Here is a 13831-nt window from a genome sequence, read left to right as displayed (position 1 = left end):
GGGTACCGGCTGTTTCTATCTTGCAGCTCATGCGCATAGTATTAGTTATTAGGCACTGGCGAATAACGCGAAATCCGCGCACCCAGCCTAGACAGCATCGTTTCGATTTTTTCGTAGCCTCGATCGATGTGATGAATTTGCTCAACGACCGTCCTTCCTTGCGCTGCTAAACCAGCTATGACAAGGGCGGCACCCGCTCTCAAATCCGTTGCTTCCACCGTCGCTCCATAAAGCCTTGGCACGCCGCGAATGAATGCCGCATTCATGTCTACGCGAATGTCTGCACCCATACGTGACAGTTCATCCACATGCTTTAATCTGCCTTCAAAAATCGTTTCTTTCAATACGCTCACACCATCTGCAAGCGTAAGCAGCACCATAACCTGAGACTGCAAATCGGTAGGAAAAGCCGGGTATGGAGAGGTTACGATTCTTTCAACCGCTCTAGGCCTTGTTGCACTGCCAACTTTAATTATATCATCGTCGACAACAATTTGAACACCTGCCCGGCGCAGAACATGAATCAAGGAAGATAAATGGGCTGGCTGCGTATTTTGGAGCGTGACTTGACCGCGTGTTGCAGCGGCGGCTACCATGATGGTCCCTGCTACAATACGATCCGGAATCACTTTATAACGACAAGGTGTTAGCGACTGTACCCCATCTATCGTTATCGTGTCGGTTCCGGCTCCCATTATTTTAGCGCCCATTGCATTTAAAAAGCCTTGCAAGTCTTGAATTTCCGGTTCCCTTGCAGCATTGCTTATTGTGGTTCGGCCTTCTGCCAAAGCAGCGGCCATCATAATATTTTCTGTTGCGCCGACACTTGGAAAGCTTAAGTGAATATCCGCTCCCCTTAGTTTCTCGGCACGGCATATGATCCGGTTACCCAATTCTTCTATTTCTGCACCCAGAGCCTGAAGACCTTCTAAATGAAGATCAATTTTCCGCTCACCGATTGCACATCCACCTGGTTGATAAACCTGAGTTTCCCCAAATCTAGCAAGCAAAGGCCCCATTAAAAAAATAGAAGATCGCATCTGTCTCATTAACGATTCCGGCACGTGGGATGTATGTGCAGTCTCAGTGTCCAGCACCACAGTTCCTCCCGTATGCTCGGCGCGGCATCCTAATTCGCGCAAAATGTTCAGCATGACATCGATATCTAGCAAATCAGGCACATGATCTATCGTTGTTGTGCCTTCGGCCAATAGACTGGCAGCCAGAATCGGCAAAGCGGCATTTTTCGCTCCTTGGATAACTATGGTTCCTGAGAGAGGTTTCCCACCTTCAATCACCAATTTGTCCAATGTATCACCTCCGAATTACCGCTCACCCACCACCAATACTTCCGGCACCAACAGGATGCCATAGCGGTCCTGAACAGTGCTTTTTATATGAGTCATGAGGGCGAGAACGTCTTCAGCTGTTGCTTGCCCGGTATTCACAATAAAATTGGCGTGCTGCTTCGATACTTGCGCTCCTCCGAGGCTTTCACCCTTTAATCCAGCCTCTTGAATGAGTCTAGCGGCATAATCATTAGGCGGATTGCGAAATACGCTGCCTGCACAGGCAAGCTGCAAAGGCTGCGTTCTCAATCTTCTCTCTTTGTAGGAGGCCATCCTAGCGAGTACTTCCTGCCTATCCCCTTCTACCAGCTCAAAGGCGGCTTCAATGACAATGCCCTTTTGCTCGTGAAGTATGGAATGGCGGTAAGCGAAGTTCATAGCCTCACGATCGTAGCGAACCAATTCTCCTGTTTCCAGTACAATATCAGCTGACTTAAAAATACGTGACACATCTGATCCATGCGCGCCAGCATTCATATAAACGGCTCCGCCTACCGTACCTGGGATTCCCCCCGCGAATTCAAGTCCGGTCAGACCTTGTTTCCCAGCCATGACTGATAGCTTAATTAAAGAATATGAAGCACCGGCTATTGCTGTCGATCCTTCAAAACGCAAGTAATCGAGCCCTCTGTGCGGTTTTATTACAACGCCGCGAATCCCTTTATCACTTACCAGCATGTTCGAGCCTCTGCCTAAATTAGTCCAGGGTATTTGATGTTTTTGCACCAAACGTACCGCCGATACCAATTCATCTTTGCTACTAGGGAGGATTAAGATATCAGCGAGACCGCCGATTTTCCAAGTTGTATAGTTCGATAGCGGTTCGTTGTACAAAACTTCGCCAAGATTAGCTTGTTCCAATTCCGCTTTAAAAGCTTCCATTCGTTGAACCTCCCTAAGGTTTTGCGTAGCAAAACCTACTTCGTAAGCAAATGCTTAGGTTTTGCGTAGCAAAACCTACTTCGTAAGCAAATGCTTAGGTTTTGCGCAGCAAAACCTACTTCGTAAGCAATCGCTTCGGTTTTGCGCAGCAAAACCTACTTCGTAAGCAAATGCTTCGGTTTTGCGCAGCAAAACCTACTCCTTAAGCACATGCCTAGCTGTGTAAGAAGAAAAAGAAATTCCCCTTCAGCAGTCTGAATCGCTGCTGCCGGTTTTTCTGTTGTAATCACCACTCCTTTCGGGTGACGGTCACGAATATAGTGTATCTTATGCCCATATAGGCTCTTGTGTGACAATGGCCTATATCGAGCCAACTGGCTCACTGATTGGTCTGTGCAGCAGACCAGAACTCAAAGCTGGTTGCCGCTTTAGCGAATTGACTGTTTCTTTCAAATAAAAGTGTATTCAATATCTCATCATATTAAATGAGCAAATTTTCCTGTAAACAACAATATCCGGCTTGGATAGTTGCAGCTGCTGTTATGCAACCTGCAGCTATCCAAGCCGGACGTTTATTGTTTTTTTTCTACTAAGCATCTGCTGGTTAATGCCCTAGGCATGAAGCCTCACCTCGAATAACGAGATATGTTCAACAAAATCCCTAGTGCAGTTAAGAGAAGCGTTAGGGATGAACCCCCATAGCTAACAAGCGGCAGCGTAATTCCCGTAAYGGGCATCATGCCAATGACGACACCAATATTAATCAATACTTGTACACCGATAATGCCTGTGATGCCGACTGCCAGCAAGCTCCCGAATGTATCCGTAGCTGCAATAGCAGCGCGTATCCCCCGCCAGATGACAACTAGAAATAATAGTATAAGAGTAACTCCGCCGATGAAGCCAAGCTCTTCCGCTAAAATCGAGAATATAAAATCGGTTTGCGGCTCAGGCAAATAACTGAACTTCTGTCGGCTCATACCTAGACCGAGCCCAACGAGTCCACCTGGTCCGATCGCATATAAGGATTGAATAATTTGATAGCCGCCTCCGAGCGGGTCTGCCCATGGATCAAGAAAATTCGTTATTCGCTTTAATCGATATGGCGCAGCGATGATAAGGCCAACAAAACCTGCGACACCGATGAGCGCCAAGCCGCCTAAATGAGATAATCTAGCGCCAGCTGTAAAAATCAGAATTAAAGAGGCGCCAACCATCACCGCTCCAGTACCTAGATCAGGCTGCAGCATAATGAGTCCGAAGGCTAGTCCAACAAGCCCTAGCGGCGGCATAAGCCCTTTTGTGAACTGCGTAATCGTTTGCTGCTTCTCAGAGAGCCATTTTGCTAAAAATAATATCATCGCCAGCTTCATAAATTCAGAAGGCTGAATACCGAAGGAGCTAATGCCAAGCCAGCTGCGTGCGCCGCCGCGAACGACGCCGACACCAGGGATCAGCACGAGCAGAAGAAGGCCGAAGCAAACCAATAAAGCCATTGGCGCCCACTTTTTCCAAACCGTATAATGCGTATTCATTGTAAACAACAACACGCCTATACCGAGTCCAGCAAATAGCACCTGACGCTTTACATAGTAAAAACGATCACCGAATTCATGAAAAGCAAGCACTGCGCTAGCGCTGTACACCATAATCAACCCGATAGCGAGAATGAGCCCAATTGCAGTCAGCATCCAAATATCCGGGGCAGAACGCGCTTTGGCCATAGCGAACACACCTCTTAGCATGGGAAAGTAGGGACATGCCCCCTACTTACAAGGTATGCGCCGAATCTTTAAAAATGCGCCCTCTTTGCTCATACGATGTAAACATATCCCAGCTTGCGCATGCAGGCGACAATAAAACAATATCACCTGGCTCTGCAATAGCTGCAGCTTGTTTCACCGCCTGCTGAAGGACGGACTCGGCGTCCTCACTAGGTTCGACGATTTCCACCTTAGCTAAACCTGCTAGCTCTGCTACACGGGAGAGCTTTTCTCTCGTTTCGCCTAAAGCAACAAGCCCCTTTAAGCGGTCGCGGAATAATGGAACAAGCTCCATATAGTCAGAGCCGCGGTCAAGTCCTCCAGCCACTAGAACGATCGGTGCGGATAACGAGCGAACGGACATCATCGTTGCAACCGGGTTTGTCGCTTTCGAATCATTATAATATTTGACACCATTCACTTCACGGACGAACTCCAGGCGGTGCTCCACGCCTCTAAACAACTGCAGCGGTTCTACAAGACGCTCTGGTGCAACTCCAGCAGCCAAACACGCCGCTATGGCAGCAAGCGCATTAGCGGCGTTGTGGCGGCCTGGTATGCCTAGCTCTGAAACGGGTAAAATGTTAATTTCCGAGTCCTCAGACTGGCGGAATACAATTTGTCTATCCACAGCGGCTTCATCATTTTGTGCGTCACCGTTGTCCCGCTCATATGGCGGATCAATGTAAATGCCCGCATCCAGTCGCTCATATATAGAGAAAGGCAGCAGCTGTGCGATAAGAAATTCCGAAAGCGCGCGGCATTCCGGGTCATCCCAGTTGACGACAGCAACATCATCTTCCGTTTGGTTATCAAAAAGTTTTGCTTTTGAATTGACGTAGTCATCCATATCGCCGTGATAATCCAAATGCGTCTCTGCAATGTTAAGCAATAACGCAATATGCGGACGGAACTCACTTGTTCCTTTCAATTGAAAGCTGCTTAGCTCAGCAACGATCCATTGATCGGGCGTCGCTTCCAAGGCTGCTTCGCATAGAGGACGACCGATATTGCCTGCCACGATGGGATTCAAGCCAGCTGCGCTTAATATTTCGCCGATCCAAGTCGTCGTTGTTGTTTTGCCGTTTGAGCCTGTAATGCCTATGATCGGTGCAGGAGAAAGCCAATAAGCAGCTTCTACCTCCGTAATGACCTCAACGCCAAGCTCCTCCGCCCTCTGCACTGGAGGTGACGTATATGGGATACCAGGGTTTTTGATAAGGAGCGCTGTTTCTTCTGTAATTAGGTCATCTGGATGATAACCGCATAGCACAGAAATGCCCAAAGCAGTCAATTCGTCCGCTTCGGGGCATAATTCACGTTCCTTCATGTCGTTCACTACAACTTCTGCGCCTAATTGATGAAATACTTTTGCGACGCTTACCCCGCTTCTAGCCAAGCCTAAGACAACAACTCGGCGGCCTTCATAAGATGCCGGATGATTCATAACTGACAGTCCCTTCTATGTATGCATAAAGCGGCTCTTAATCAAATAAAAGCCGCTTTTTCGTAAGTTTTATCTCTATAGTATAACAAATAGTAAACCAATTGCTGCAAACACGATACCTACAAACCAAAACACAGTAACAACCTTCCATTCGGACCAACCAACGAGCTCGAAATGATGGTGAATGGGACTCATTTTGAAAATACGCTTCCCTCTAAGCTTGAAGGAGCCTACCTGTAATATAACAGAAAGCATCTCAAGTACAAAAACACCGCCGATTACGATAAGGAGCAGCTCTGTTTTGGTCAAAATAGCGACTGCTGCAATACCGCCTCCTATGCCTAGCGAGCCCATATCTCCCATAAACACTTTTGCTGGATGTGCGTTGAATACTAGAAAACCTAAAACTGCGCCTACCATAGCTGCCGAGAATACTGCTGATTCATGAGCTGACGTTTGTAGAGCAACTACAGTAAAGGCACCAAATGCGATGGCACTCGTCCCAGCCAGCAGACCGTCAAGACCATCGGTGAAATTAACTGAATTGCTTGCTGCAAAAAGAATGATGACGACAAGCGGATAATAAAACCAGCCTAAATCAATTCCCCAGCCTGTACCAGGCACGGATATTTCGGTGCTGTGCCCCATATTATAGAGCATTGCACACACAATTATAGAAAATAGAAGTTGACCAAAAAGCTTTTGTCTTGCCGTTAGTCCCAAAGAACGTTTAAATACAATTTTGATGTAATCATCCAAAAAGCCGACAAGACCAAATCCAAGCGATGCGGTCAGCAGCACCCAAAATTCAGCCGTTTTATCAGAAAACTTCAGGAACGCGATCATTAGAGCAACCATAATGATAATGCCGCCCATCGTTGGCGTACCGCTTTTTTTCAGATGGCTTTGCGGACCTTCCATACGAATCTGCTGCCCAAACTTTAAGCGGCGGAGCACTGGAATGAACAATGGTCCGAGTAGAACCGCTAGCAGGAATGAAGCGCCAATCGAAAATAAAATGACCATCATATCCATTTCCTCACCCCACTTCCAATGCTTGGACAATCTGTTCCATCTGCATGCCGCGTGAACCTTTTATGAGCACGATGTCCGTTGGCTGCATTTGCTCCCTCAGCCACAGCGTCAGCTCATTTTTATCTTCGAAATGTTTAATCACATCATTCGCGCCTGCGTTAGGAAATTGCGATTTCACGCCCTCAGCAATATGTTTTGCCAAAGGTCCGAAGGTAAGAACCGCATCCGCCTTGCTTGGCGTTATATATGCACCTACTTCAAAATGAAGCGTCTGCTCCTCTGGCCCGAGCTCAAGCATATCGCCAAGCACGATCCATTTGCGGCTATAGCCGTCCAGTTGCTCTACCAGATCAATCGCCGCACGAACGGCAGTCGGATTGGCATTATAAGCATCGTTCAATAACATAGTGCCATTAAACGCGCGAACAGGCTGAATGCGCATGCCCGTCAGCTTAAGATGGCTTAGACCTTCAACAATTTTTGCAGCTGGAACTCCGAAGAAGCGGCCAATCGCTATTGCAGCGAGCGCATTGCTGACATTATGCTGCCCTGGAACAGGAATTCGAACAGTTCCGAGGCCACTGGCAGTTCCATTATAAATAGCAGTAAAGGTCGTCGCTTCCGATTCAATGCTGATGTCAGATGCTGACCATTCATTCTGCTTCGATAACCCAAATGTACGGCGAACGATGCCTGCTGGAAGTATTGAACGCTCAAGCTCTGCTTCAAGAAGTGGTTCATCGCCATTGTATAGCAGTAAACCATCCTCGCTGAGCCCGAGCGCTATTTCAAGCTTCGCCTTCGCAATACCGGCTCTTGAGCCAAGCTGGAGCATATGCGCGTCGCCGATATTTGTAATAATAGCGRCATCAGGCTGTGCGATCTTCGTCAGCAGCTCGATCTCGCCGAAGCCGCTCATTCCCATCTCGAGCACGGCTACTTCCGTGTCCTCTTCAAGCCTCAGCACCGTCAGAGGCAAGCCGATGTGATTGTTCAAATTGCCTTCAGTCTTATGCACTTTATAAGTTGTGCCAAGAATAGCAGCTGCCATATCCTTTGTCGTTGTTTTGCCATTGCTGCCTGTAATGCCAACAACACGAGTGACAAGTTCACTGCGATAAGCTGTTGCAAGGCGCTGCAATGCAACCAGCGTATCCCCAACAATAAGAAGCGGCACTCCCTCAAGAGATGCTGGAACCTCGCGGCCTTTCTGCCAAAGCGCAGCAACCGCTCCATTTGCAATAGCTTGCTCCAAATAGGCATGCCCGTCAAAATGCTCGCCTACGATCGGAACGAACAACTGGCCCGCAGCAGCTTGCCGCGAGTCAGTTGTTACTCCTGTTATGTTAAGCTCTGCATGATTTCCATTCCATCTAGCGCCACTCATTTCGGCAATTTGTTTAATAGTACGTTTAATCACTGTATGATTCCCCTTATCGCTGCTTTCGCTACTTTTCGATCGTCAAATGGATATTTGACTCCGTTAATATCTTGGTAGGTTTCATGACCTTTCCCCGCAATCAATACTACATCGCCGAGGCTTGCCATTTCAACCGCTTTTTCAATTGCTTCCTTGCGATCAACGATTAATTTATAAAATGAAGGATCAATTCTGCTGCTTATTAATCCAGCTTCAATATCCTTTAATATGGACTCAGGCGGCTCCGATCGTGGGTTATCCGATGTTATGATAGCGTAATCCGCGTATTTCACTGCAATATTCCCCATTAGCGGCCGCTTGGAGCGATCACGGTCACCGCCGCAGCCAAAAACACATATAATTCGATTTTCTGCAAATTGTTGAATAGCTCTGAGTACATTTTCAAGTCCATCCGGCGTGTGGGCATAATCTACAATTACCGCAAAATCCTGTCCCGCATTAACCGCTTCAACCCGTCCGGGTACGCCGGGAATTTTGCTTAGACTGTGTGCAATCGCCTCTAGTTCCACGCCTTCAAGAAGTACAGCGCTTATAGCGGCAAGCGCGTTGTATACGTTGAACTTCCCAGCCATTTGCAATGTTATGTCCTGCTCGCCTCTGAATGTGTCAACATGAAAGGTCGTACCCTGTGCAGTTATTCGAATATTCGTTGCCCGAACGTCTGCCTCTTTATCAATTGCATAAGTGATGACCTCTGCCGCTGTGAGCTCGGCATATTCTGCGGATAAAGCATCGTCTGCATTAAGAACCGCATAAGATCTTTCGTTTTCCGCAGATGCATACACATTGCCAAGTCGCGAGAAGAACAATCCCTTTACCGCGGCATATCGACTCATCGTTTCATGATAATCCAAGTGGTCCTGCGTCAAATTAGTAAATACTGCCGTTCGGAATCTGCAGCCCTTCACCCGGCCTTGCTCGAGAGCATGGGAGGACACTTCAATTGCACAATATTGCGTGCCCGCATCACGCATCTCCCCGAGATAGCTTTGAAGCTGCAGCGTTTGAGGCGTCGTACTGGTCATAGGGAACGATTTTCCCGCATAACGACGTTCAATCGTACCGATCACACCGGTAGGCTTACTCTGATCATTTAGGATTTGCTCAATTAAATAAGTTGTTGTCGTCTTGCCATTCGTCCCCGTTACACCGATAAGCTTCAAGGTTTGACTAGGCTGTCTATAATAATAATTAGCAATTACAGCCATGGCAAGGCGGCAATCTCTTACAATAATTTGCGGCACCAACAGGTCCAGCTTTCGTTCTGCTATTAGCGCTGCTGCTCCGGCGGCAACCGCCTCCGAAGCAAACTCGTGACCATCAACGGTATGGCCTCTCAAGCAAATAAACAATTGCCCTTCAATTACGCTTCGTGAATCCGTCTCAATGCCAGTCAGTTCCGTTTCCCCATCGCCTATCAGCCGTGAGGCTATAAGCAATTCCGCAACATCCTTTAATCGCATCTGCCCAGCTCCTCCCTTAAGCGCCGGCGGACAAACTTCCCCGCCTGCTGCACCCTCGTTAACTACCATTATAGTCAATGCGAGTGGGATATATTATCTTCTTCGCCCAAATAGATCCGAATCGTTGATCCGCGATCTACACGGGTTCCAGCAGCTGGAGCTTGGCGTATGACCGTTTTCCCAGAACCTGCGGAAGTCAGATTGAAATTCATATTCATATCCTCATACAAATCCGACACCGTCTTGCCAATCAAGTTCGGAACTGTAACAATAGGTGTTTCTCCATACTTATAAATACGGTCGATCTGCTTCTCACGAGCCGGAACTTCCAGAATGGTGAGCGCGTCCTCCAGCATATTGCGAACGATCGGCGCTGCAACGACTCCGCCGAACTGAATTCCTTGCGGATTATCAACCGCTACATAAATAACGATCTTCGGATCATCTGCCGGGGCAAAGCCAACAAAAGATACAATATGCTCATTAGGGGAATAACGTCCGTTAATAACCTTTTGAGCAGTACCCGTCTTGCCGCCTACGCGATACCCGTCAATAAAGGCATTGCGGCCTGTTCCTTTGGCTACGACGCTCTCAAGCGCTTCACGCACCTGCTTGGACGTTTCCTCCGAAATAACCTTCCTAACTGCAACCGATTCTACCGTTTCTACAGTCGCTCCCGTCTCCGGGTTTATCCATGCTTTTGCTACATGGGGTTTATACAGCGTTCCGCCGTTAATTGCTGCGGAAACAGCCGTTATTTGCTGAATTGGTGTAACGGAGACCCCTTGGCCAAAAGCCGTAGTGGCAAGTTCCACCGGACCGACCTGACTAAGCTTGAATAAGATCCCATTTTCTTCGCCGCCAATATCGATGCCCGTCTTCGTCCCGAAGCCAAAGTTCTTAATGTAATCAAATAGTTTGTCCTTGCCCAGCCTCTGACCAAGCGTTACAAACCCGGGGTTACAGGAGTTTTCAACCACCTCAAGGAAAGTCTGACTGCCATGTCCGCCCTTTTTCCAGCAGCGAAGTCTAGCACCGCCCACCTCAATAGCGCCTGGATCAAAAAAACGTTCGTTTTTCAGATCAACCTTTTTTTCCTCAAGGGCTGCCGCAAGCGTGATTATTTTAAAGGTAGAGCCTGGCTCGTATGTCATCCAAATAGGAAGATTTCGATTATAAACCTCAGTTGGAACCTCTCGATATTTGTCTGGCTCGTAAGTAGGTCTGCTCGCCATGCCTAAAATTTCACCGTTATTCGGATCCATCGCAATCGCGATTATACCATTAGGCTGTAAATTCGTCATCGCTTGATCTAGCTCACGTTCCATAACCGTCTGAATTTGCTTATCGATCGTAAGCTGCATCGTAAGCCCGTCCTTAGGTTCCACGTAGGTGTCCGAAGAATTCGGCATTTGTCTGCCCGCTGCATCTGACAAGAAGGATACGCTGCCTCCGATACCGCTTAACTCTGTATTATATTTTGCTTCTACACCGGTTAAGCCTTGATTGTCGATCCCCGTAAAACCTAGCACATGCGCCGCTAAACTGCCGAAGGGATAAAATCGTTTGTTGTCTTCAGCTACAACGATGCCATCAAGACCCAGCTCTCGTATTTGTTCAGCTTTATCAATCGTAATTTTTCGCCCGCCTGGGCCAAGCTTAACGATCAACGCTCGTGTTTTAATTTTTTTATAGAGCGTTTCTTGCGACATGTCGAGCAAAGGGGCAAGCGCTGCTGCTGCAGCCTGTTGATCCTTGATTTGGACAGGAATCGCATATACGGTAGGTGAGCTTACGTTATAGGCGAGCTGAATACCGTTGCGATCAACGATTTCACCTCGCTTGGCTACGTATGGGATGTTGCGTCTCCATGAATCCTCTGCTTTATCCGCCAGCTGCTCACCTTGCCATAGTTGTACAAAGCTAAGTCTCACACATAATGCTAGGAATGACACCCCAGCAAGTATGAGCACGATAAATAAACGTCGTCTAACCGTTACATTAGATACCTTCATCGCTTGTTCCCCCTCCGCTTGACCGTTTCGAAAGGAGCGCACAATTGCGCTCATTCCCAGATTATTCGGGACAAGCGGATGATAGAACAAGCTTTAAGCAACATCATATTAGATCCCTTAATAATTCGATATATGGATCACTCAGGAGCAGCGTTACCATTACTGCTTGTATTGGAATTAGCAGCCTGATCCCCATTTGAAGTTGTCTGACCCTCGGAGGTTCCACCGTTGGTGCCAGCTTCATCTTCTTTTCCATCCTCACTACCCTTATCGCCGCCTTCTGTCGCATCAGGGTTTGTTTCCGCATTGCCGGATTGGCCTTCTTTACCTGTCGGAGGAGCAAGTACAACTTTGAGCACTCTTACTTTATTCAAAGTCTCTTCCTTCTGAGACACAACAAACCCTTGCCCCTCCGGAATGAGCCGAATGCCGATAAGAGAGGTTAATTCAAGAGCATCCCGCAGCGAAACCCCAGTCAGATCAGGGATAGCCAGCTTTTCACGCTGCTCCGTTATTAAATATATTCGCTGTGTCGGGTGTACGGCTGAACCGGGAGCAGGTATTTGCTGCAGCACGGTTTTACCATTTCCGATCAAATCAAATGTCATGGCCTTCGCTGTTAATTCTGCTTTCGCTTGTTGAACTTTAAACTCTGTTAAATCTGGAACCGTTATTGTCGCTTCCTTCTTCGAGTTTGCAGAACCAGCCGGATAGTTAGGCGCTACTCCCATTTTACGCAAGCTTTTGAGAACGATTTGTTTAAAAGCTGGAGCAGCGATCTTTCCCCCAGAAGCAAAAGTAGTATTTGGCTCATCTACGACGACATAAACGACAATTTTCGGATTATCAACCGGCGCATAGCCAATAAATGAAACAACATATTTGGAATCAGAATAGCCGCTTTTTCCATTTACCGTAGTAACCTTTTGAGCGGTTCCTGTTTTACCTGCTACTCGGTAACCCTCGATATAAGCGTTTTTACCGGACCCCTTATCCTGATCCGATACAACCTGCTCCAAATACTCACCGACTTTTTTAGAGGTTTCCTCTGAGATCACTTGGCGAACCATCTTCGGTTCGAAAGTCGTCGTCGTTTTGGTCGACGGATCTGTCATGCTTTTTACGATTTGTGGTTGAAACAGCTTTCCGCCGTTAGCGACTGCCGCGACTGCTGCAACCTGTTGTATAGGCGTAACCGTAACTACCCCTTGTCCAAAGGTAGCATTCGCAATCTCACTCGGGTATTTAAAGTTAATCGTACCGCTTAGCTCATTCCCAAGCTTAATGCCTGTTTTTTGCCCAAATCCAAAATTCGTGTAATATTCTCTCAGCTTCTGTTCCCCTAATCTCTCATAACCAAGCTTGACGAAGGCAACGTTACTTGAATATTTCAAGCCATCCAAAAATGAAATGGTTCCCCATCCCTCTCGCTTAATATCACGGATTGGATTAGGTACACCTTTCAGTTTAATTTGACCTGATTTGTATAATTCATCTGGATTAAACAAACCTTCTTCAACCGCTGAAGCCAGCGTTACAATTTTGAAGGTTGAGCCGGGCTCATATAAAGATTTAATCGCATGATTGTAAGAGTTCGAGTTGTTTTTCCAATATTCATTCGGATTATATTGCGGCATGTTTGCCATCGCCAAAATTTCCATCGTATTTGGATCAGCAGCAATCGCTGTAGCGCTCTTAGGAGAATAGGTTTTCATAATTTCCTGCAGCGCTTCCTCTACATAATGCTGAATTTCGTTATCGATCGTCAGCTGTACATATTGACCGTCTTTGGCTGGCTTGTAGTCTACTTCACCCTCCGTGAGCTGAACGCGTTTTCCGTCCTTCTCATACTTGATATAGCCGTCCTCACCAGATAGCTGCTCATTGAATGAAGCTTCAACGCCAGTCATGGCGACACCCTCTTTATCCAAATAACCGACAAGCTGTGCAGCTAGAGAATTTTTAGGATAATACCGTTTTAAATTTTCTTGCAAATCGATGCCGACGCTATATACCTCCTTTTCTTTGGCTAAATCTTCACGGAACTGTTTAATTTTATCGGCATGTGCTTTGTCAATTTGCCAGCCTCCGCTACGCACCTCCCGATATACAAAGTAATTCCCGTCCTCTTTTTTAGCAGTTACATTTTTCCGGAGCTCTTCCTTAGAAGTGCCAAGGATGTCATGCAAACCATTTATAATTTCTTCTGTAAGTTCCTGATCGTTAATCAGCTTCGGATTTAACGTCACATTATAAGCGATCGTATCCATTGCCAGAACACTCCCGTTACGATCGGCGATCGTGCCACGCTTGGCCAGCAGCTTTTCTTCAGTGGACCATCTTTCCTTTGCAAGTCCATACCATTTGGCGCCTTCTACTACTTGCACAATATAAATTCGGCTTATTAAAACAAGAAAAAGGAGGGTCATTACCCCT

General features: G+C 47.1%; 9 protein-coding genes. All 9 read right to left on the bottom strand.

The window, feature by feature from the left end:
• Positions 1 to 41: 41 nt before the first annotated feature.
• Complete coding sequence (murA, locus tag AC1DPK_RS09100) at positions 42 to 1310, bottom strand: UDP-N-acetylglucosamine 1-carboxyvinyltransferase (RefSeq protein ID WP_076268162.1); 1269 nt, start codon at positions 1308 to 1310, stop codon at positions 42 to 44.
• Positions 1311 to 1325: 15 nt separating this feature from the next.
• The gene (gene murB / locus AC1DPK_RS09095; protein WP_477510082.1) at positions 1326 to 2231 is read right to left on the bottom strand and encodes a UDP-N-acetylmuramate dehydrogenase; all 906 of its coding nucleotides are present in this window, start codon (positions 2229 to 2231) and stop codon (positions 1326 to 1328) included.
• Positions 2232 to 2857: 626 nt separating this feature from the next.
• Positions 2858 to 3955, bottom strand: a complete 1098-nt coding sequence (spoVE, locus tag AC1DPK_RS09090) for a stage V sporulation protein E (protein WP_477510081.1) — start codon at positions 3953 to 3955, stop codon at positions 2858 to 2860.
• Between the two features lie 46 nt (positions 3956 to 4001).
• Positions 4002 to 5441, bottom strand: a complete 1440-nt coding sequence (murD, locus tag AC1DPK_RS09085; protein ID WP_477510080.1) for a UDP-N-acetylmuramoyl-L-alanine--D-glutamate ligase — start codon at positions 5439 to 5441, stop codon at positions 4002 to 4004.
• A gap of 75 nt (positions 5442 to 5516) precedes the next feature.
• Entirely contained in the window at positions 5517 to 6476 is a 960-nt protein-coding gene (gene mraY / locus AC1DPK_RS09080; protein ID WP_076268158.1) for a phospho-N-acetylmuramoyl-pentapeptide-transferase, read from the bottom strand.
• Between the two features lie 4 nt (positions 6477 to 6480).
• Entirely contained in the window at positions 6481 to 7896 is a 1416-nt protein-coding gene (locus AC1DPK_RS09075) for a UDP-N-acetylmuramoyl-tripeptide--D-alanyl-D-alanine ligase (protein ID WP_477510079.1), read from the bottom strand.
• Positions 7893 to 9380: a UDP-N-acetylmuramoyl-L-alanyl-D-glutamate--2,6-diaminopimelate ligase gene (locus AC1DPK_RS09070; RefSeq protein ID WP_477510078.1), complete on the bottom strand. Its 1488-nt coding sequence runs from the start codon at positions 9378 to 9380 to the stop codon at positions 7893 to 7895. The genes AC1DPK_RS09075 and AC1DPK_RS09070 overlap by 4 nt, the downstream gene beginning before the upstream one ends.
• Before the next feature lie 74 nt (positions 9381 to 9454).
• Complete coding sequence (locus AC1DPK_RS09065) at positions 9455 to 11395, bottom strand: stage V sporulation protein D (RefSeq protein ID WP_339208717.1); 1941 nt, start codon at positions 11393 to 11395, stop codon at positions 9455 to 9457.
• 137 nt (positions 11396 to 11532) lie between these two features.
• Positions 11533 to 13824 carry a penicillin-binding transpeptidase domain-containing protein gene (locus AC1DPK_RS09060; RefSeq protein WP_477510077.1) on the bottom strand — a complete coding sequence of 764 codons (2292 nt, stop codon included), beginning with the start codon at positions 13822 to 13824 and terminating at the stop codon, positions 11533 to 11535.
• Between the last annotated feature and the right edge of the window lie 7 nt (positions 13825 to 13831).

Source organism: Paenibacillus sp. 01T424, from assembly GCF_056398745.1.
This window is presented reverse-complemented; position numbering and strand designations above follow the sequence as displayed.

Excerpts from the sequence above, each read along its gene's own strand:
- AC1DPK_RS09065 (WP_339208717.1), bottom strand. The coding sequence starts at position 11,395 with ATGAAGGTATCTAATGTAACGGTTAGACGACGTTTATTTATCGTGCTC.
- AC1DPK_RS09070 (WP_477510078.1), bottom strand. The coding sequence starts at position 9,380 with ATGCGATTAAAGGATGTTGCGGAATTGCTTATAGCCTCACGGCTGATA.
- mraY (WP_076268158.1), bottom strand. The coding sequence starts at position 6,476 with ATGGATATGATGGTCATTTTATTTTCGATTGGCGCTTCATTCCTGCTA.
- murB (WP_477510082.1), bottom strand. The coding sequence starts at position 2,231 with ATGGAAGCTTTTAAAGCGGAATTGGAACAAGCTAATCTTGGCGAAGTT.
- AC1DPK_RS09060 (WP_477510077.1), bottom strand. The coding sequence starts at position 13,824 with ATGACCCTCCTTTTTCTTGTTTTAATAAGCCGAATTTATATTGTGCAA.
- murD (WP_477510080.1), bottom strand. The coding sequence starts at position 5,441 with ATGAATCATCCGGCATCTTATGAAGGCCGCCGAGTTGTTGTCTTAGGC.